We start from the raw sequence: 19,231 nt of genomic DNA, 5'->3' as shown, positions 1-19,231 counted from the left end.
CCTTCGAATTATCTGCCCATGGTTGCCATGGGCGCTTTTGGTTTCTCGTTAAGATCCTGTTAACACTTCGCTAAGACCCGTTGGCGCCAGGGTTTATCAGAGCCGTTCGAACAGGGCCGCCAGTCCTTGCCCACCACCGATACACATGGTTTCCAGCCCGTAACGCGCTTCGCGACGTCGCAGTTCATGAAGCAACGTCGTCATGATGCGCACACCAGTGGCGCCAATGGGGTGGCCAAGGGAAATCCCCGATCCGTTGACATTGACTCTGGAGAAATCTTTCAAGTCCCAGGCCTTGAGAACCGCCAGCGCCTGGGCGGCGAAAGCTTCATTGACCTCGATCAAATCCAGGTCGTCCAGGGTAAGGCCGGTGCGCGCAAGCAGCTTGGCTGTAGCGGGAACCGGACCGATGCCCATACGCGAAGGGTCGCAACCTGCAGCGGCCCAATCCACAAGTCGCGCGATTGGCGTAAGCCCGTGACGCGCAGCGTACTCAGCCGAGACCACCAGACAGGCAGCAGCAGCATCGTTCTGCTGACTGGAATTACCCGCAGTACAGACACCTTCCGGGCGCAGTAACCGCAGCTGGCTCATGGTTTCCACGCTGGCGTCCTCGCGAATGCCCTCGTCCATCTCCACGCGGTTTACGCTGTTGCGCTTGCCAGGAACGTCCACGGCAATAACCTCGTCGGCAAATCGCCCTTCGCGCCAGGCGGCGGCCGCATTCAAGTGGCTTCGCACCGCAAAACTGTCCGCTTGCTCACGGGTGATGCCGTAGTCTCTGGCCAGATTATCCGCGGTCTCGGGCATGCCGGAGATGTGACCGAAGCGCTCCACAGGTTGTGATCGCTCGCGGCCACGCTCAAGGCGGTCATGAAAACGCACGCTGCCCGCTCGCGCTCCCCAGCGCATGTCCGTGCTGTAGTACTCGATGTTGCTCATGCTTTCGACACCCACCACCAGCACGGCGTGTGCATGGCCTGTCTGTACTTGCATCGAAGCGTCGATGACAGCTTGCAGCCCCGAACCGCAACGACGGTCCAGAGTGTAGCCAGGTACCTCGATAGGCAACCCCGCTGCCAGCGCCGCATAGCGTCCCATGCAGGGCGCCTCACTGGAGGAATAGGATTGCGCGACGATGACTTCGTCCAGCGTTTGCGGCGCAATTGAAACACGCGCCAGCAGTTGCTGGATCATCTGTGCAGCCAGTTGATCGGCGGTCAATGGAGCCAACGCTCCGCCAAACTTGCCGATGGGCGTGCGAAGTGGAGAAACGATCAGCGCGTCTTTCATTGCAGCCAAACCTCGATGATGAGCAATGTGTCCAGCATGGTTGGTCGGTCGGCCTCGCTGCAATTTTGTATCGCGAAAGGCGGCCTTTCGCCGGGGCTAATGACCTGGGGGCGCGCACGTGCAGCCGGGTGGTTTAGTCTTTGGTTGAAACTGTCTTCTGCAAAATCGAATTCCTCCCCCTCGCAGACGGCTTGCATGATGCGCGCATAACTCCAATGGATGCACGACATGCTCAGCTTCGATCCATCCCAATGGCTGGGACGTACTCTGGAAGTACAAGAACAGCTCAGCGACAACCTGATCCAACGCATCGCCGCCACCTTTAACGCGCCAGTGCCGAAGGCAGGCGACGAGTTGCCGTGGCTATGGCACTGGTGCTTCTTCCTGGACCCGGCCAATACCAGCGATCTAGGGCCAGACGGCCACCCGGCCTTAGGCGGTTTCATGCCCCCTGCCCATGGACGCAACCGCATGTGGGCGGGTGGGCGCCTGAGCTTTCATCATCCCTTGCGCGTAGGCGGGTCTGCGACCCGTCGGACTCGAATCGAAAAGATTACCGAGAAAACCGGCGACAGCGGATCTCTCCTGTTCGTCACGCTGTTTCATGAGTACTGGCAGCAAGAGCAGCTGTGCATCAGTGAGGAGCAAGACATCGTTTATCGCGAGCCAAGTCCACCCAAGCTGAGCATGGGGGAGCTGGTTCCCGAATCCGATTGGGTCGAAAACATTGTCCCAAGTCCAGTTCTGTTGTTTCGCTACTCGGCCCTGACCTTCAACGCCCATCGCATCCACATTGACTTGCCTTACGTCACGGAAGTTGAAGGCTATCCCAATCTGGTGGTGCACGGGCCGCTGACCGCAACCCTTTGCCTGGCGGCTTTTGTCCACGCCAATCCTCTGGCCCGTGTGCGGCGCTTTGCCTTTCGCGGATTACGCCCGCTCATCGCTCCCGATGCGTTTCAAGTGGGGGGGCAGCACATCAATTCCGGCGTCGCAGAACTGTGGGCAAGTAACGCCAGAGGCTTGTGTCAACGCGCCGAAGTTTATTTCGACTGATCTGTACACGATGCGCCCGCCAGCGTTGCGGGCACCTATTGCGAGGAAACACCCGATGTCCTACAACACCGAAGAACTCAATGCCATTCGCGAAGGCGTACGCGCCCTGTGTGCCGAGTTTCCGGCCGAATACTGGCGCAAGATCGATGAAGATAAAGGCTTTCCTGAAGCGTTTGTCACCGCTATGACCGAAGCTGGCTGGCTGTCGGCGATGATCCCCGAAGAGTATGGCGGTTCCGGTCTTGGGCTGGCTGAGGCGTCATTGATCCTTGAAGAGGTCAATCATTGTGGCGGCAATTCCGGCACCATTCACGGCCAGATGTACAACATGTTCACCCTGCTGCGTCACGGCAGCGACGCGCAGAAAAGCTACTACCTGCCCAAGCTCGCCAGCGGCGAGTTGCGCCTGCAATCGATGGGCGTGACCGAGCCGACCACCGGCACCGACACCACCAAGATCAAGACCACCGCCGTCAAACAGGGCGACAAGTACGTGATCAACGGCCAGAAGGTCTGGATCTCGCGCATCCAGCACTCGGACCTGATGATCCTGCTGGCGCGCACCACGCCGCTGGCCGAGGTAAAGAAGAAATCCGAAGGCATGTCGATCTTCTTGGTCGATTTGCGTGAAGCCATCGGCAACGGCCTGACCGTTCAGCCCATCGCCAACATGGTCAACCACGAGACCAACGAGCTGTTCTTCGACAACCTCGAATTGCCTGCCAGTAGCCTGATCGGTGAGGAAGGCAAAGGCTTCAGGTACATCCTCGACGGCCTCAACGCCGAGCGCACCCTGATCGCCGCCGAGTGCATTGGCGATGGCCGGTGGTTCATCGAAAAATCCGCGGCCTATGCCCGCGATCGTGTGGTGTTTGGTCGTCCGATCGGGCAGAACCAGGGCGTGCAGTTCCCGATTGCCGAAGCGCATATCGAGATCGAAGCGGCGGACCTGATGCGCTGGCGCGCCTGCGAAGAATACGACAGCGGCAAGAACGCAGGTGCGGCGGCCAACATGGCCAAGTATCTGGCGGCCAAGGCGTCGTGGGAAGCAGCCAACGCCTGCCTGCAGACCCACGGCGGTTTCGGCTTTGCCAACGAGTACGACGTGGAGCGCAAATTCCGCGAGACCCGTCTGTATCAGGTCGCGCCGATCTCCACCAACCTGATTCTTTCCTACGTCGCCGAGCACCTACTCGAACTGCCACGCTCGTTCTAAGCGAGATATTCAATGAGACATAAAACATTACGCTCGGCACTGTTTGTGCCGGGCAACCGCCCTGAGCGCTTTGCCAAAGCCTTGTCCAGTGGCGCCGACATTGTCATCGTGGACTTCGAAGACGCCGTCGAAGAAAGCCAGAAAGCGCAGGCGCGGGAAAACCTGCTCGCGTTTCTCGATCAGACTCCGCAAGCGCGGGTTTGGGTGCGCACCAACCAGGCTGGTCATGACCAGCATGACCGCGACCTTGAGGCCTGTCGTCACAGCGGCGTCGATGGCATCGTGTTGCCTAAGGCCGAGTGCCGGGCTCAAGTTGAGAAAGCCGCCAACACTGGCAAGCCGGTCATGCCCATCATTGAAAGCGCGCTGGGGCTTGAGGCCCTTCCCTCCCTCGCAAAGACTGCAGGCGTGTTGCTATTGACCTATGGCCGGCTTGACCTAGGACTTGACCTGGCCATGATCGAAGGCAGCTCTGGCGCAGAGCGTATGCTCGATCATGTGCGTTACGAGCTGATCCTGCATAGCCGCCTGGCCGGGCTGGCGATGCCACTCGAAAGCGTATTCCCGAACATCGATAACGATGCCGGGCTCGATCACGCGACACGCCTGGCCGCAGGCATGGGTTTTTCGGGCCTGCTGTGCATCCATCCCAAGCAGGTGGCGGTGGTCCACACCGCCCTGCGCCCCAGCGAAGCGGAGCTGGACTGGGCACAGAGAGTCATCTCTGCCAGTGACGGCGGAGGGGCATTCAGGCTCGATGGCGCAATGGTCGACGCCCCGGTGATCGCACGTGCTCACCGTTTGCTGGCGTTGCGTGAATGATCGACCTCTGACAAAACACCTGGGCGACACGAAAGTGTCGCCCTTTTTTTGGCCAAAAAAAACCCATCCGAAACGCCGAATGGGTCATTGAAAACGGGAGCGAACTCAATAAACGAACAAGCGGCCCGGACGGCGAGCCGCAACGGATACAAGATCCGTCACAGGCTCATCGCCTGCGAAGAGCACTGACGCGCAGGGCACCGCGCGTCATCAGTGGTCGTGCCCAGGCCTTTGACGAGCGTATTTGCATGGTTTGCCCCGCCCTGCGCAACACTGGTTTGCGGCAAAAGAAAATACGCCAGCGCGGGCAGGAGAATGAGCGCCCCCAGCATGTTCCAGATGAACATGAACGCCAAGAGAATACCCATATCGGCCTGAAACTTTATTGGCGAAAACGCCCATGAAGCGACACCCAGCGCCAGCGTAACGCCGGTGAGCATCACCACTTTGCCGGTAAAGGTCAGTGCTCGGTAATACGCCTCGGACAAACTGGCTCCCTGACGCAGTTGCCCCAGGACGATCGTCAATACGTACAGCGCATAGTCCACGCCAATCCCCACCCCCAGTGCAATGACCGGGAGTGTCGCAACCTTCACGCCCATGCCCAGCATAACCATCAGCGCTTCGGCCAGAATCGACGTCAGCGCCAATGGCACCACCGCGCAAACGACCGCCCGCCAAGAGCGGAAAGAGATGAAACACAGCAGAATCACCGCGCCATAGACCCAGAGCAACATCTCGTGACTGGCCTTCTTGACGACGATGTTGGTCGCGGCCTCGATGCCGGCGTTACCCGCTGTGAGCAGAAACTTCACCTCAGCAGTATTGTTCTTGGCGGCAAAGGCCTCAACCTTGTCCACCACACGGGTCAGCGTATCCGCCTTGTGGTCCTGCAGATAGACGAACAGCGACAGCAGATTGCACCCTTGGTTGAAGATTTCCCGTGGGGTGCGGTTCGCGACCGTGTTGAGGGTCCATTGGTTGGGCAATAGCTCGTACCACTTCGGGTTGCCTTCGTTCATCCCGACCGTGATACGGCGGCTGAGCAAGGGCAAGGAGTTGGTGCCTTCAACACCGACAACGTCATGCAGCTCCCATTCCAGCGCATCGACCATCGCCTGGGTCTTGTATGAGGTGCATTGGTCATTCGCCGTTTCTACCATCACCACCAGCACATCGCTGCTTGCCGAATAGGCGTTGGCCATGAATGTGTTGTCCAGGTTATAGCGCGAATCGCTGCGCAGTTCCGGCGCGCCAGGGTCCAGATCACCGACCTTCAGATGCAGGCTCACCATGAAGCCACCCACGCCCAGGATCAGCGATACCACTACCGCGACTGCCGCCCACTTGCGCTCGGTGAACAGATCCAGAAACCGCCATACCAGATGTTTCTGGATACCTGAGGCCTCCCCCGCCTCATCACGCATGCTGCGCTGCGCTGCGCGTGCGCTGACACCGGTAAAACTCAACAGCACAGGCAACAGGATGAGGTTGGTGAATATCAGTACCGCAACGCCGATACTCGCGGTAATTGCCAACTCCTGAATCACGCGAATATTGATCACCAGCAGCACCGCAAAACCGACTGCATCGCAGAGCAAGGCGGTCAACCCGGCCAGAAACAGTCGCCGGAAGGTGTAGCGCGCAGCCACCAGCTTGTGCATGCCGCGGCCGACATCCTGCATGATTCCATTCATTTTCTGCGCACCGTGGCTGATGCCGATGGCGAACACCAGAAACGGCACGAGTATGGAATACGGGTCCAGTTCAAAGCCCAGCAACGGAAGCAGACCCAGCTGCCAGATGACGGCCACCAGCGACGTGGCTACCACCAGCAGCGTGCTACGGATGCAGCGGGTGTACCAGTACACCGCAGCCCCTGCGATGATGATGGTCAAGACGAAAAACATCAGGACCTGACGGACGCCCTCGATCAAGTCGCCCACCACTTTGGCGAAGCCGGTGATGTGCAACTCGACACCCTGAGCGCGGTACTTCTCGCGCAGAGCCTCAAGCTGATCTGAAAGCTGGCGATAATCCAGCGCCGCGCCGGTGGCCGGGTTGGTGTCCAGCAACGGGACGAAAATGATGCTCGATTTGTAGTCTGAAGCCACCAGTTGTTCGGCGTCGCCTGAGCGCTCCAGGTTGGTGCGGGTCTGGGCAATGCTCGCAGGTGACTGGTCGTAGTTGTCCGGAATCACCGGACCGCCATCGAGACCGTCTTCGGTGACACCCAGCCAGCGGGTGTTGGCCGTCCACAGAGACTTCATGAAAGGCCGATCCACGCCGGGCATCAGGAACACCTCGTCGTTGAGTGCCTTGAGGGTTTCAAGATAAGCCGGGGTGAAGATGGTTCCATCCTTGGCTTGCACGGCAATTCGCACTGCGTTGCCGAAGCCCTTCATGTCACCTTTGTGCTTGAGGTATTCGGCGATGTAGGGATGGCTGGTGGGTATCATCTTTTCGAAGTCGGCATTGAGCTCCAGCTTCGTCGCCTCGAACGCCAGCACCACCGTCACCAGCAGGCAGACAGCTAACACCATCAGGCGGTTGTTGAAGAACAAGCGCTCCACCCATGATCCTGAGCGCTTGTCGAAGTCTTCCAGGCTGCAGATGGGGGGTTGAGTGTGGGACGGGGTATCTGCTTTCATTTCGCGCTCCCGGTAACGCTGGCCAGGCTGATGGTGGTGACGCCACGCACGCCGACCACGATCAGGCTGCCATCAGCCGATTGTGTGACGCCCGCAAGCGGCGAGAGTTGTTTGAGCGGCGAGAGTTGAAAACTGTTGCCCTTGTCCTGGCTGACCAGCAGTTGCCCCGATTGATTGACCAGCACCAGGCGGCCATCCTTGAGCTGCACGCTGCCTGTGATCGACGCGCCAGAGGGAATATCGATTCGGGTCCAGTTCGTGCCACTGTCATCGGTGCGGTAAGCACTGCCCCGCAGGCCGGCGATGATCAGTTGGTCATTTGAATCGACAAGCAGATTGAAATAGCTGCCCTGGTATGGGGTTTCCAGCGCAACGAAGGTGCCGCCATCATCGCTGGAGCGGAACACGCTGCCTTGCTCACCGACCAGATAAAGATTCGCAGCGCCCCCTCCTATGGCGTACAGGTGCAGGCCCATAGGGTTGTCGACGTGGGACTGCCATGGCTGCCAGGTCTTGCCACCATCGTCGGTACGCAGGATGAGGTTGTAAGCCCCAATGATGTACCCGGTGCGTTCGTTAACGAAGTGGACATCCAGGAAAGGTTTGTCAGGGCCGTCCTTGACCATCAGTTGCGCAGCCTTGGCTTCGCGTTCCAGTTCATCCGGATCTGCATCCTTGCTCTGCTGGCGCTCTTGGGAAGCCCGCACCAGCAACTGCGCCAGTGACAAGCCATCCATCTGCCTGGTCCAGCTTTCTCCACCATCCTGGCTGCGCAAAACCACGCCGCCGTGTCCCACGATCCAGCCGTCCTGGTCGTTGAGGAACTGCACCGCTGTCAGGGTCACACTCACGGGCACATTGGCCTGCCGCCAGGTCAAACCGTTATCGTCCGATAACACCACGATGCCTCGCTCGCCGACTGCCACCAGACGTGCGGACGTTGCAGTGACCGCGATCAGGACCGCGTTTTGAGCGTGTGGGGAGAGCTGGGCAGGTCGCTCCAGGACACCAGGCACCGACGCCTGGACAGTCAAGGCGCCGCTCCATAAACACGCGGCTGTGATGACAGCACAGACCACTCGATTCGCACGCATAGACCTTCTCCACCATTCTTATAATTTTTATCTGACGTGGCTCGCGACGCTTACCCATTAGCCTGTCAGATAGGGCGTCGGCCTGACGCCCGCCGTGTAGCGGCGCTCTCGCCACCGCTGTATTGCACGCGTTGCGCACAAGCAATGTGGCGCTTAGCGACGACTGACCTGGAGACCTGCACGGGGCTCCAGGTCAGGGGCCGGTTTATCGCACACCCTCGCCGGACATGGCTTCGGGCGTGAAGTCCGCGGTCTTGACGTCGTTCAACATCTTGAAGTGATAGGTGTAGGAAGGATCGCTCCAGTTCGTAGCGCCCACACCGCTCCAGCCGCCTGTCTGCAGGTTGTGGGTCGACCATTGAATGTTCGGGAATACGAATGGCCCGTCCATCATCAGGAAAGGCAACGCAATCTGGGTACGCCACAACTGGCCTTGACCATCCCAACCGTCAGCCAGTACAGCGCCCCAGGTGTCTTCGTCCAGGTAGTAACGACGTTTGGGCACCACATGCCGCTTGCCCGGTGCAAGGTTCGCTTCCACCACCCACACGCGGTGCAGCTCCCAGCGAGTTGAATCCGGGTTGATGTGGTGCGGCATCAACTGCTTGTCGATCGAGACATCTTTCTGCAGGAACTTGTTGTTGTTATAGGGGATGTACAGCTCTTTCTTGCCCACCAGCTTCCAGTCATAGCGGTCCAGGTCGCCAAGGAAGATGTAGGACTCGTCGTAGTACTCCATACCCGAGTTGACATCGGACGGCGTGTCATAGCCCAGCGTCGGCGCCTTGCGCACACGACGCTGACCCGGCAAGTACTGCCATGCCTGACGGGGTTTGTTCACCGAGTCGATGAGCACGAACTGCTCGCCGTTCTTGATGGGTGGATCGGTCATCCAGACGCGCAGCAACTCTGTCTGGCCCTTGAAGGTCTCAAGCGACCCATCTTTTTTGTAGTACGGGTACATCGCCTTGTTGTAGCCGCGCACCGACAACACAAGCTTGCCATCCGGAGTACCGACATAGTTGTTGAAGGCGTAGGACGTGGCCTCGCCCACCCATGTCAGCTTGTGGTTCCACATGGCCTCCGCGCCGTTCTTGGGGATCGGGAACGGAACCCCGCCGTAGGCGCCATCGACCCAGATGCCATCCTTCAGATTCGCCCGTGTGGCGTTGGCGAATGTGTTGTCGTACACCCACTGTGGCGCGGCAGCGGTCCGGTGAGTCGGGTACACGTCCAGGCGATAGCTGTCCGGATACTTCTTCAACATCGCCTTGATGCCGTCGCTGAGTTTGTCACCGTAGGTGTCCATATTCTTGGCGGTGATACTGTACAGCGGCTTTTCACTGGCGAACGGATCAGGTCGGGAGTCGCCATTCTTGTACCCGGCAGGGACTGTTGTGTAGCCACCCGTCCAGGCAGGGATCGAGCCGTCTTTGTTCCCGGCTTTTTCAGCCCCCATGGGTGTCAATGTACTTTTCAGCGCGGCGGCTTCATCAGCGGAAACGGCGGCCAGAACGTGGGGTGCAGAAAAGACTGCGCTCCACATCGCGAGGCATAACAGGGTGTGTTTCGCTTGCATTTTGAGATCTCCTGCTCGGCTTGTTGTTATAGCTAGAGCGAACGCTGGACTGAGAACGCGATGAAGTCGCGGTCCTTGAGAGACTGGCCATACGAGTAGGCCTGAACGGGCGAGTTGGCCGGTTCTACGCTGGTCCCCTCCCCTCCAAAAAAGCCGGTGTAGACGAGGCTGAATTTCCAGGTTTTCAGGTAGTCGGCCTTCACACCAATGCTGTAGTCACCGCCGTGGTTGACACTGAAACCCGGGTTGATCACCGAAGACTTACCGAACAGGCCATAGCCCACGCCGATCGGCACCGTCAGGTCTACGCCATCAAGGACCTGGTAGTAGGCCGGTTCGAAGATCATCCTGATGGCGCCGGCGTCGCGGGTTGAGTTGGGGTCCAGCGCATCGGCATTTTTGGTCACGCTCAAGCGACGGTTCCAGGCGACTTCCCCGATAAAGCTGCCGCCCTCCCAGAGCGGGCCTGCGTCGAGCAGACCGATCCAGGACACCTGCCCATGGGCGGTCCGGCCAACCGGATACAGAGGATGGCTACCGTTGCTGGCTTCCTGCCCCGGGAACACGGTGACCGCCCCGGCCGCGGGCACCAGAGGCATGTTGTCCCGCACCGAGAACTCCCCGGCAACGTTGGTATCGCCGACGGTGGTACTGAAGCTGGCGCCTACTGCCCTGATGTCTTCGGGGTACACCAGCTCATAAGTGGTTGGCGCGAATGCAGGGCTCAGATGGGTATGAACCACCGGACTTTTCGCGTTGTATTGAATGGCGTAAAGGCCAAATTCGGCGTCAATGTTTTCCGGGCGCCAGCGCAGTTGCAGACCGAACTGGCCTGAGTCCTTGGCGTCCTTGTCCTTGCCGCGAATGAAGCGGCTGCCGGGTCCGGCCAGAATGCTGTCGCCGCCGTCATCGAGCAGGTCCACGGTGGAGAAATAACTGCCCGCTGCCGGCAGCCGGTCCTTTTCCCAGTGCAGCTGGTAGTAAGCGCCCAGGGCCAGATTGTCGCGTAGCTGGAGCTGGCCGGATATCTGCGGTACCGGTCGAACCAGTTCTTTGAACTGTGTACCCGGCACCGAAAGTAGCTTGACGATGTCAGTCGGTGCCTGACCACCCGCGATGCCGTTCGCGCCGTAAAAGAGGCTTTCCCCGTACAACACGGTATGTTGACCGACGCGAAGGGTCGCCGGCATGTCACCGATGTCGGTTTTACCGAAAACGAACGCGTCCAGCAGCTCTGCCTTGCGACCATGCAGCTTTTGGGTATCGGAGGTGAAATGGTCGTATGACGCGGAGGTCGAGTTGTTGGTGAACGGCGAATCGTTGTCGTTGCTCTGGTTATAGACAGAGTCATACCAGCCGGCACCGCTGAGCCGCATCCCGACGTTATTGCGGGTCACATCGAGCTCGGAAAGAATATCGACGCGGTTGGAAATCAAGCCTTTGTCAAAGTTACGGTCACCGTCGTCCTGGTTGGCATCGCCAGTCAGTTTCGAAGACTGATCTTTGACCCGCCACGCAGCGCTGTACTTGAGCGTATTGTCCCAGCGTACTTTCAAGTCCTCGATGCCGGTATTGAACTCGAACGCTCGCGCCATCGGTGTGCCGAAAGTCGCTATGGCGGTGATGACCGCGTACGCCACCGCACGGTATTGATGAGTGAACTCTTGCTGGGTCGTGCACGCCAGAGCATCTGCAGTCGTTGTTATTGTTCTAGGTGTCATGTTCTTCACCAACTTAGTTTTTATAAGTGCATTGGATCAGGAAGAAACTGTTTGTCGCATGTCATGGGGGTATTGCTCAGCTTTCCGCAAAGCTGTTTTATTAAGCGCCCTACCAGGCCGTCGTTCCTCCATCAATCTTGATGTCAGCACCGGTAATGAAAGAGCTTTCATCGGATGCAAGAAACAGGGCGGTAGCGGCGACCTCTTCAGGTTTACCAATACGCCCGAGCATGATTTTTCCGACCATTACTTCGACCCACTCAGGATCTTGCAAGAGCGGGAGCGTCTGCTTTGTTTCAATCAATCCAGGGGAAACAGTGTTGGCACGAAGACCGTATACACGCCCCTCCATCGCCAGTTGGCGAGTCATGGCGAGAATCGCACCCTTGGCAGCCGAATGGGCAATGCCGGGCAACATCTTGTAAGTCGACCACGCGGAAACAGAAGCGGTATTGATGATCGAAGCGCCGGGACGCTTGATGAGTTCTGGCCATGCCGCTCGCACCAGATGGAAGACCAGGTTCAACTCCTGATCAATCGTCTTGTGCCAATCGGCATCGGAAATCTGGTCGATCCAGCCGAAATACGCCATCGCGGCATTGTTGAATAACACATCCACTTGGCCATAACTGGTCACCGCCAGATCCACCAGTGCCCTGCATTGCTCCGTGTCAGTCAAATCGCAATGATTCATCGACACCATTTCCCCACCGGCGGCTTTGACTTGGACCATCGTCGCTTCAGCTGACTCGGGGTGGATGTCGCAGCCAACGACTTTGGCGCCCTGACGGGCAAACATTAAGGCGGCAGCACGTCCCATCGACCCACCCGTACCGGTGATGATGCAAACTTTGCCTTTTAGACGATCACTCATGACTTACTCCTTACATGGACAGTCAATCGGTGTTTCAGAACTTACGAGCGTTAGCCAGGAATAACCGCAGGCTGAGAGAAAACATCGCACACGACTCACGTCATTTTAAATTCGCACGTTCATCGTTATCCGCGCGATGTGTTCAACTTTTAATGAATGCAGAATGACGCTATCAAGCGGCACTTTGTGTTCGGATCTTGCCCAAGGTCGTGTTGACGGCTTCCAGGTAAGAACTTTCCATGCCCTCAGCGAATGCCTTTTCTTCGGCACTGCCCGCTTGAACGCCTTCTAACGAAAAGGTAAAGGTGAAGCGCAGAAATAATGTCCCGTTTTCTTCTTCAATAATATTCTTGATAATGCCGCGCGCGCCGCCTGAAAGACGTACAAACTCGACGCGCTCCTGCGGAAACAAGGTAATCAACTCCTGCAACGTCTCGCCATGCAGACGAACTTCGCGAATGAAAGGGCTGCCCCCCGGCGCTTCTTCCACCAGTTCACAGTTTTCCATGGGTTTGACATAACCGATCGGATTACGGGCTTTTTGCACCAGGCCTTCCCAGACTTGTGCACGGCTCAGCTTGATTTCACCTGCCGGATTGACTTCCAGCCGCTTGCTCACGTTAATCATGTGACTCACCTTTGTTATTGTTCAAGTTCGCAATCACCGATGCCTTGTGATTACGTGCTGCTCTAGCCGAATCGATGGGGAATCGGGCAGAGGGTTCAAATGGCGAGGTATCCGCCGTCTACCGATAGCGTGGTACCGGTCACAAAACTTGAGGCATCGGACAGCAGCCAGCGAGCAGCCGCGGCCACCTCTTCAGGCTTGCCAAAGCGACCGATGGGATGGCGTTCACGCAATGCCTGAAACTGGTTGGCGAAGTTGTCTTCCTGGCTCAGACGAAGAATCATCGGCGTTTCGATGATGCCCGGCAGGATGGCATTGACGCGGATATTGTGCGGCCCGTAATCGACGGCTGCGGCCTTGGTCAGGCCCAGCACCCCATGCTTGGCGGCGATGTAATCCGAGGCCGCTGCAATGGCAACGGCCCCCAACGCAGAAGCAGTATTGACGATCGAACCGCCGCCGCTTGCGAGCATGGCGCGGATCTGATGTTTCATGCAGAAAAAGACACCCGTCAGGTCGACGTCGATGATGCGATGCCAGGCATCGGCCGAGATTTCGTGAAGGGGGAGATGACTTTGTTCGATACCGGCGTTGTTGAAAGCACCATGCAGGACACCAAACTTTGTGACCACCTCTGCAACGGCAGAAGCCACGACCTGCTCATCGGTTACATCACAGGGAATGGCATGGATCGCGCCGCCATTGGCCAGCACGCTTTCAACCAGATCTTCAAGCCCGGCGATATCTCGGTCCAGTACGATCACTCTCGCACCGGCCGCTGCCAGTGCAATAACAGACGCTTGACCAATGCCGCCAGATGCACCGGTGACCATTATATTGCGTTGCGTTAACTCGCTCATGACATGCTTCCATTGGCCACATTTTTGTTATTCATCTCGTTAAAAGGCAGCGATGCACGCCCTGCGTAGCGTCGCTCGCCCCTAACCATGACTGCCATTTTTTCATGGTCGCTTCCCGGTGATAGAGAAGTGACGCCTGAACTTTAAGCAGCGCACTTACCTGTGACTAGACGAGGAATTCGCTAAAGACTGTTGCGTCCATGCACCAATAACCTGTGTATCATTCGGTTCGCCAAGCCTGAGCGGGGCACGAAAGTCGATAATAAAAACAGAGGCCTCTCATGAATGACTTGAACGATCTTTACTACTTCGTACTGGTAGTCAGGCACGGTGGATTCTCACCGGCGGCCAGGGCAAGCGGGATAGAAAAAACTTTGCTCAGCCGTCATATCGCATTATTGGAAAAACATTTGGGTGCCCGCCTGTTGCACCGTACGACTCGGCAAGTCTCTCTGACCGAAGCCGGACAACATTTCTACAATTTGAGCCAGGCGGTCGTGGACGGCGCGCAAACGGCATTCGAGAGTATCGAGCACCTGCGTCGCGAGCCTGTGGGACTTGTGCGCGTGAGCTGCCCACAGTTGATGGCGCGCGCTTACCTTTCCCCCTTGCTTCCGAGTTACATGTTGGCTTTTCCAAAGGTGCGGCTGGAGGTCACTGCCGTTGACCGCGAGGTAGACCTGTACGAAGAACGCATAGACATCGCACTGCGAGCGCTGACTCATATCGAAGACACCGGGGGGCTGGTTGCCAGGACGCTGGGAAAAGCCAGGCGGATTCTTGTGGCCAGCCCTGCCCTGCTGCAGAGCCTGGGACGTCCGACTTCGATCAAGGCGTTGTCCGGGCTGCCTACACTTTGCCTTCCAGCCGACATGCACGACGGGGCCGGTCGCTGGCTGCTGCACGATCCGCAGCAGCATGAAATTCTTCTGGCTCACACCCCATGCCTGATATCAGATGATCTGAGCATGCAGCTGGATGCGGCGCTCAATGGCCTGGGAATCGCCATGCTGCCCGAGCCGATCGTGGTGGACGCGATTCGTGCTGGCACACTGGAAACAGTCATGCCCTCATGGGCTGGACCATCGCACCTGATTCACCTGGTGTACCCGAAACCCAAAGGCATGCTGCCCTCAGTACGCAGCGTGATCGATTATCTGGGGCTGCATCTGCCAGAACTCATCCGAGCAGGCACTCTGTCCAAAGAAGCGGCGCAATGACCGCCGCAATCACTGCCACTCCGCCTGCTGACTCTTGAGCACACCACTGACCATCTCTCGCAACCACTTGTTCAGCGGATCGCGGTGAAAACGGTCATGCCAGTAAAGATCTATTTCGAACGACGGGACCTGTAACGGCAGCGGTTTGATGACTAGGGGATAGAACTGCGCAAGAGTTTTGCCCAAGGCGTTGGGCAAGGTCCACAGCATGTCACTCTGCAATACCAGATGCGCGCTGGACAGGTGATGCGGCACTCGCATTCTGATGCACGATCTGCCACCGGCATCCACCAGCGCACGCTCAAGGGCCTGATTACTGGTGCCCCCCGCTTCGACCACCAAATGATCGCTGGCCAGATACTCATCAAGGCCTAAAGGCTGTTCGGCCAATGGGTGATGGCGTCGCATCGCACAGACATAGTGCTGGGAGAACACCGGCAAACGATGGATATCGGTCTGCAAAGACGGCAGATAGCCCAATGCTATGTCCACCCTGCCGGTGGCCAGACCTGCGAGGGTTTCATCCATGGCGCCGCGAACAGTATTCAATCTTGCCAATGGCGCCTGATTCGCCAAGCGCTTGAGGATGGGGGGGAGGCACACGACCTCCCCCACGTCGAGCATCCTGAAGGTGAAGGTCTTGCGGCACAGCTTTGGGTCGAACTCGACCATCTGGCTTTGCGCGTTTCTGATCAGTTCGAGCGATTCGAGCAAAGGCGCGGCGATCTGCACACAGAAAGGCGTAGGCTCCATGCGACGCCCAACCAGGGTGAACAGCCGATCCCCGTAGGTCTGGCGCAGACGCTTGAGACTGCCGCTGACAGCCGATTGGGTGACGCCCAGGTTCTGTGCGGCGATAGAGGTCGAGTGGTCACGCCAGATCGCTTCGAAGACATACAGCAGATTTAGATCTTTCATCTCAGCGCCCTGCACACTCTCCCCCCCCTGCGCACGCCGCGACGGGACAGTCGCTTCGCACACAGAGGCACATGACGCCGAAGCGATCAGGCAGCTACGAGGTGAGGTTCGGGGGTCTCGGCGAACACCGGCCCTAGGTTGATATTGATGCGATAGTCTTCGATCAGACGCTCGGCGTTGAAGCGCAGCACCACGCAGCAGGGCACATTCACGATGACGCCGTCATGGCGTTTGTAGAAGCTGTCGAACTCGATGATGGTCACGTTGCCGGTGATCCACTCGCCGGTCATCTCATGGCGAAGTGACTGGATCTGTGAGTAGAACCCCAACGTGCCGGCGCGAATGGCCTCTTTGCCTTTCATGCTAGGCCAATTGCCGAATCTGAACACAGCATCATCGGCCAGGTGTTCTAAAAATCCGTCCAGATCCTGGCTATCAATGCAGTCGAACATTTTTTTCATTGAAAAAGTCATGAGGTCACTCTCGTTGTTGTTTTTGTATGAACTGACTCTATTTTCTGCCTCCACTCATGGCAATACTGCAAAATCACCAAAGCATGTTGCACTGGCGCACCAATCTGGCGAATGCCTGGGACCGGGTCTACGCCAATCTCACGCCTTCCAACCAGGGCGCATCAACTGGCCAGGACGGTCTTCGGTTCCAGAAAGGACTCCATGCCAGATAATCCGAACTCGCGCCCTACCCCGGATTGCTTGCGCCCACCAAAGGGTGCCAGCAATTCGGTCGTGCAGCGGTTGACGAGGACCGTCCCGACCTCCAGGCGTGAGGCCACCTGCTGCGCCATGTCCAAGTCGTTGGAAAAGACATAAGCCTGCAGGCCGTAATCGCTGCGGTTGGCCATGGCAATGGCCTGGTCCAGCGAGTCGTAGGCCATGATGCACAACACCGGTCCGAAAATTTCCTCTCGTGCAATGTCCATGTCCTCGCTGACGTTGGCGAAGACCGTGGGGCGCACGAAATAGCCGCGCTTGAGCCCTTCAGGCCGGCCTTCTCCACCAGCGACCAACGTTGCACCCTGCTCCAGACCTCGTCGTATGAAGCCTTGCACGCGCTCATAGTGCACCAGAGACACCGCCGGCCCGATGACCGTCGCAGGGTTGCGCGGATCTCCTACCCGCATCGTCTTGACGCAGGCCTGTACGCAGCGGACCACCTCATCTAGACGTGCTCGTGGCACCAGCAGCCGAGAGCCTGCAACACACGCTTGACCGTTGTTCATGAACGCAGCGTTCAGGGCCAACGGAATGGCTGTCGCAAGATCAGCGTCGGCCAGCAACACCATCGCGGATTTGCCGCTTAACGCAAGGCTCACACGCTTCATCGTGTCGACACTCGCACGCGCGATGTTCTTGCCGGTGGACGTGGAGCCGGTGAACGATATTTTGGAGATACCCGGGTGGCGCGTCAGTTCGTCGCCAACTTCGTGGCCGCGTCCCAGCAGTATGTTGTACACCCCACTGGGCAGTCCTGCCTGATGAAGGGCGTTGGCCAGCACTTGAGTCTGGAGCGGGCTGAGCTCGCTGGGCTTTATCACCGACGTGCAACCCGCCGCGATGGCTGAAGCCAATTTGCTGCAGACTGTCCCGGCAACGCTGTTCCAGGGGGCAATCAATGCCGCCACCCCTATAGGCTCCATGATCACCGAAGCATCGCCGATTTTTTTGACGAACTCGTATCGCTCAAGCAACCGCGCTGAATTTTCGAAGCACTGGGCAGCGTATTGACTGACCCACTGGGTGCGAGCGAACACACCGCCGTACTCCTCGATGGCTGAATCGCGAATCTGATCCGAGTTCGACAGCACAGCCTGCTGCAAGGCGTTCAGCATCTCGATGCGCTGCGCCTTGCTGAACGACGCTAATGTGCCTTGAGCGCGCATGGCCGCCTCGATTGCCCGGGTCGCGTCGGCACGGTTGGCAAGCGTGACATGGCCGATGATCTGTTCGGATGCCGGATTGATGACTGGCACCCGTTCAGTACCGTGAACCTGAGCGAATGCGCCGTCGATATAGGCTTGGTCTACATTCCACATCTCGAATGTCCTCCTTAAACGCTGTAGAGGTTCGAATCTAACAGTTGAAGGGAATCGAAATAATGAGTTCAAATACGGATGGACTATCTGGAAAATCAGGACAATGTATAAGCACGGCCTCGTTGAACTGGAAGTCGTCCTCGCGGTGGCGAACAAGCAGAATTTTCGCGCGGCCGCGGTCGAGCTGAACATGTCGACTACCGGCGTGAGCAATGCCCTCAGGGGGCTCGAAGCACGGCTGGGCGAACGTCTGTTTCATCGCACCACCCGCAGCGTTTCGCTTACTGATGCAGGGCGACGCTTTGTAGAACAAATACGGCCCGCCGTCGCGAGCATCAACGCGGCCATGGCATCGCTTCAGGAACAGAAGCCCGAGCCCACCGGGATCTTGCGATTGAATAGCTCCCTCGGTGCTGCGCTGATGTTATTCCAGCCTCTGATGCGCACGTTCATGGCGCGCTATCCAGCCATGACGCTGGAGATCTCGACTCAGGAAAAGCTGGTGGACATCATCGCGGATGGGTTCGATGCGGGTTTGCGCCTGAGTTCTCGCGTCGCCAGTGGCATGATTCGAGTCCCGATCACCGACAGCATCCCGATTGCCGTGGTGGGATCTGCGCAATACTTTTCCACCCACACCCGGCCCACGTGCCTGGAAGACCTGAAAACCCTACCCTGTATTCGCGCGCGGTATCCCAGTGGCATTGCCTCACCGTGGGAATTTGTACAAGAAGGCGCGACCGTGACGGTGGAGGTAGCTGGGTCGCTAATTCTGGACGCGCCCCTGCTGATGCGGGAGGCCGCAAGAGATGGACTTGGGCTTGCGCAACTGCCACGGTGGTATGTAGAGAAAGACATCAATGAAGGGCGTTTGATCGAGGTGTTGCAGCGCTGGGCGAGTCCTTTACCAGGCTTATCGCTCTATTACGCAGGTCACCGGCATATTCCGGTCGGGCTTCGGGCGTTGATCGATCTTATTCATGAGCAACGCCGCGCCAATCTTTAAAAACGTGCGCACAACAGATGTTCTGAGCCGACGTGCAACAAGCGATTGGTCGGCATGGCAGCGCCCGGTACGCGCCGGACACTGCGGCATGCAGGCCAATCAGAAAGGCCGGTAAGGCAGGAACTTGCCGTTCAGAGTGATCACCGCGCGGGAACCACCTTCGGGGTCTTCGACTTTCTTGATGTCCATCTTGAAGTTGATCGCGCTGATGATGCCGTCACCAAACTGCTCGTGAACCAG

At 58.1% G+C, this 19,231-nt stretch carries 16 protein-coding genes and 1 pseudogene; 5 read left to right on the top strand and 12 right to left on the bottom strand.

The features are described 5' to 3' along the window. Nucleotides 1-96: 96 nt before the first annotated feature. Complete coding sequence (locus ACI2KB_RS28235; RefSeq protein ID WP_404640254.1) at nt 97-1,293, bottom strand: acetyl-CoA C-acetyltransferase; 1,197 nt, start codon at nt 1,291-1,293, stop codon at nt 97-99. Between the two features lie 228 nt (nt 1,294-1,521). Here ACI2KB_RS28235 and ACI2KB_RS28230 point away from each other — a divergent pair, with 228 nt between their 5' ends. From ACI2KB_RS28230 to ACI2KB_RS28220, 3 genes are read left to right on the top strand one after another with little or no spacing between them, the layout of a single operon-like run. After that, nucleotides 1,522-2,349 (top strand): MaoC family dehydratase N-terminal domain-containing protein, encoded by an 828-nt coding sequence (locus ACI2KB_RS28230; protein ID WP_404640252.1) that lies wholly within the window; start codon nt 1,522-1,524, stop codon nt 2,347-2,349. A 55-nt stretch (nt 2,350-2,404) separates the two neighbouring features. Then, the gene (locus ACI2KB_RS28225) at nt 2,405-3,565 is read left to right on the top strand and encodes an acyl-CoA dehydrogenase family protein (RefSeq protein WP_404640250.1); all 1,161 of its coding nucleotides are present in this window, start codon (nt 2,405-2,407) and stop codon (nt 3,563-3,565) included. A gap of 12 nt (nt 3,566-3,577) precedes the next feature. Next, nucleotides 3,578-4,387, top strand: coding sequence for an HpcH/HpaI aldolase/citrate lyase family protein (locus tag ACI2KB_RS28220; protein ID WP_404640248.1), 810 nt, complete (start codon nt 3,578-3,580; stop codon nt 4,385-4,387). 158 nt (nt 4,388-4,545) lie between these two features. Here the strand turns inward: ACI2KB_RS28220 and ACI2KB_RS28215 are convergent, their stop codons facing one another. From ACI2KB_RS28215 to ACI2KB_RS28185, 7 genes are all read right to left on the bottom strand, one after another. Then, the gene (locus ACI2KB_RS28215; RefSeq protein ID WP_404640247.1) at nt 4,546-7,038 is read right to left on the bottom strand and encodes an RND family transporter; all 2,493 of its coding nucleotides are present in this window, start codon (nt 7,036-7,038) and stop codon (nt 4,546-4,548) included. After that, on the bottom strand, nt 7,035-8,072 hold the full coding sequence (locus tag ACI2KB_RS28210) for a WD40/YVTN/BNR-like repeat-containing protein (RefSeq protein ID WP_404640245.1): 1,038 nt from the start codon (nt 8,070-8,072) through the stop codon (nt 7,035-7,037). The genes ACI2KB_RS28215 and ACI2KB_RS28210 overlap by 4 nt, the downstream gene beginning before the upstream one ends. Before the next feature lie 265 nt (nt 8,073-8,337). Continuing rightward, nucleotides 8,338-9,711: a DUF1329 domain-containing protein gene (locus tag ACI2KB_RS28205; protein ID WP_404640243.1), complete on the bottom strand. Its 1,374-nt coding sequence runs from the start codon at nt 9,709-9,711 to the stop codon at nt 8,338-8,340. Between the two features lie 32 nt (nt 9,712-9,743). After that, a complete protein-coding gene (locus tag ACI2KB_RS28200; protein ID WP_404640241.1) occupies nt 9,744-11,432 on the bottom strand; it encodes a DUF1302 domain-containing protein in 1,689 nt (562 codons plus the stop codon). Nucleotides 11,433-11,541: 109 nt separating this feature from the next. Then, nucleotides 11,542-12,306 (bottom strand): SDR family NAD(P)-dependent oxidoreductase, encoded by a 765-nt coding sequence (locus tag ACI2KB_RS28195; RefSeq protein ID WP_404640239.1) that lies wholly within the window; start codon nt 12,304-12,306, stop codon nt 11,542-11,544. 172 nt (nt 12,307-12,478) lie between these two features. Continuing rightward, nucleotides 12,479-12,934: an SRPBCC family protein gene (locus ACI2KB_RS28190; protein ID WP_404640237.1), complete on the bottom strand. Its 456-nt coding sequence runs from the start codon at nt 12,932-12,934 to the stop codon at nt 12,479-12,481. 95 nt (nt 12,935-13,029) lie between these two features. Further along, entirely contained in the window at nt 13,030-13,794 is a 765-nt protein-coding gene (locus ACI2KB_RS28185; RefSeq protein WP_404640235.1) for an SDR family NAD(P)-dependent oxidoreductase, read from the bottom strand. Nucleotides 13,795-14,075: 281 nt separating this feature from the next. Here ACI2KB_RS28185 and ACI2KB_RS28180 point away from each other — a divergent pair, with 281 nt between their 5' ends. Then, nucleotides 14,076-15,014, top strand: a complete 939-nt coding sequence (locus ACI2KB_RS28180) for a LysR substrate-binding domain-containing protein (RefSeq protein ID WP_404640233.1) — start codon at nt 14,076-14,078, stop codon at nt 15,012-15,014. 9 nt (nt 15,015-15,023) lie between these two features. On the opposite strand, the gene ACI2KB_RS28175 is transcribed toward ACI2KB_RS28180, so the two are convergent. The 3 genes from ACI2KB_RS28175 to ACI2KB_RS28165 form a co-directional block, all read right to left on the bottom strand. Beyond that, nucleotides 15,024-15,932, bottom strand: coding sequence for a LysR family transcriptional regulator (locus ACI2KB_RS28175; RefSeq protein ID WP_404640231.1), 909 nt, complete (start codon nt 15,930-15,932; stop codon nt 15,024-15,026). 86 nt (nt 15,933-16,018) lie between these two features. Continuing rightward, complete coding sequence (locus ACI2KB_RS28170; RefSeq protein ID WP_404640229.1) at nt 16,019-16,393, bottom strand: nuclear transport factor 2 family protein; 375 nt, start codon at nt 16,391-16,393, stop codon at nt 16,019-16,021. Between the two features lie 173 nt (nt 16,394-16,566). Then, on the bottom strand, nt 16,567-17,985 hold the full coding sequence (locus ACI2KB_RS28165; RefSeq protein ID WP_404640227.1) for an aldehyde dehydrogenase family protein: 1,419 nt from the start codon (nt 17,983-17,985) through the stop codon (nt 16,567-16,569). A 103-nt stretch (nt 17,986-18,088) separates the two neighbouring features. On the opposite strand from ACI2KB_RS28165, the gene ACI2KB_RS28160 reads away from it, so the two are divergent. Continuing rightward, complete coding sequence (locus tag ACI2KB_RS28160) at nt 18,089-18,991, top strand: LysR family transcriptional regulator (protein ID WP_404640225.1); 903 nt, start codon at nt 18,089-18,091, stop codon at nt 18,989-18,991. A 99-nt stretch (nt 18,992-19,090) separates the two neighbouring features. Here the strand turns inward: ACI2KB_RS28160 and ACI2KB_RS28155 are convergent. After that, nucleotides 19,091-19,231: pseudogene (locus tag ACI2KB_RS28155) on the bottom strand (cyanate hydratase); the annotation flags it as partial.

It is taken from the genome of Pseudomonas sp. NPDC088444 (assembly GCF_044900175.1).
GTDB lineage: Bacteria > Pseudomonadota > Gammaproteobacteria > Pseudomonadales > Pseudomonadaceae > Aquipseudomonas.
Note: the sequence above shows the minus strand (reverse complement) of the source record. Positions and strands in the feature narration are given on the sequence as shown.

Excerpts from the sequence above, each read along its gene's own strand:
- ACI2KB_RS28235 (WP_404640254.1), bottom strand. The coding sequence starts at position 1,293 with ATGAAAGACGCGCTGATCGTTTCTCCACTTCGCACGCCCATCGGCAAG.
- ACI2KB_RS28230 (WP_404640252.1), top strand. The coding sequence starts at position 1,522 with ATGCTCAGCTTCGATCCATCCCAATGGCTGGGACGTACTCTGGAAGTA.
- ACI2KB_RS28225 (WP_404640250.1), top strand. The coding sequence starts at position 2,405 with ATGTCCTACAACACCGAAGAACTCAATGCCATTCGCGAAGGCGTACGC.
- ACI2KB_RS28220 (WP_404640248.1), top strand. The coding sequence starts at position 3,578 with ATGAGACATAAAACATTACGCTCGGCACTGTTTGTGCCGGGCAACCGC.
- ACI2KB_RS28215 (WP_404640247.1), bottom strand. The coding sequence starts at position 7,038 with ATGAAAGCAGATACCCCGTCCCACACTCAACCCCCCATCTGCAGCCTG.
- ACI2KB_RS28205 (WP_404640243.1), bottom strand. The coding sequence starts at position 9,711 with ATGCAAGCGAAACACACCCTGTTATGCCTCGCGATGTGGAGCGCAGTC.
- ACI2KB_RS28200 (WP_404640241.1), bottom strand. The coding sequence starts at position 11,432 with ATGACACCTAGAACAATAACAACGACTGCAGATGCTCTGGCGTGCACG.
- ACI2KB_RS28195 (WP_404640239.1), bottom strand. The coding sequence starts at position 12,306 with ATGAGTGATCGTCTAAAAGGCAAAGTTTGCATCATCACCGGTACGGGT.
- ACI2KB_RS28190 (WP_404640237.1), bottom strand. The coding sequence starts at position 12,934 with ATGATTAACGTGAGCAAGCGGCTGGAAGTCAATCCGGCAGGTGAAATC.
- ACI2KB_RS28185 (WP_404640235.1), bottom strand. The coding sequence starts at position 13,794 with ATGAGCGAGTTAACGCAACGCAATATAATGGTCACCGGTGCATCTGGC.
- ACI2KB_RS28180 (WP_404640233.1), top strand. The coding sequence starts at position 14,076 with ATGAATGACTTGAACGATCTTTACTACTTCGTACTGGTAGTCAGGCAC.
- ACI2KB_RS28175 (WP_404640231.1), bottom strand. The coding sequence starts at position 15,932 with ATGAAAGATCTAAATCTGCTGTATGTCTTCGAAGCGATCTGGCGTGAC.
- ACI2KB_RS28170 (WP_404640229.1), bottom strand. The coding sequence starts at position 16,393 with ATGAAAAAAATGTTCGACTGCATTGATAGCCAGGATCTGGACGGATTT.
- ACI2KB_RS28165 (WP_404640227.1), bottom strand. The coding sequence starts at position 17,985 with ATGTGGAATGTAGACCAAGCCTATATCGACGGCGCATTCGCTCAGGTT.
- ACI2KB_RS28160 (WP_404640225.1), top strand. The coding sequence starts at position 18,089 with ATGTATAAGCACGGCCTCGTTGAACTGGAAGTCGTCCTCGCGGTGGCG.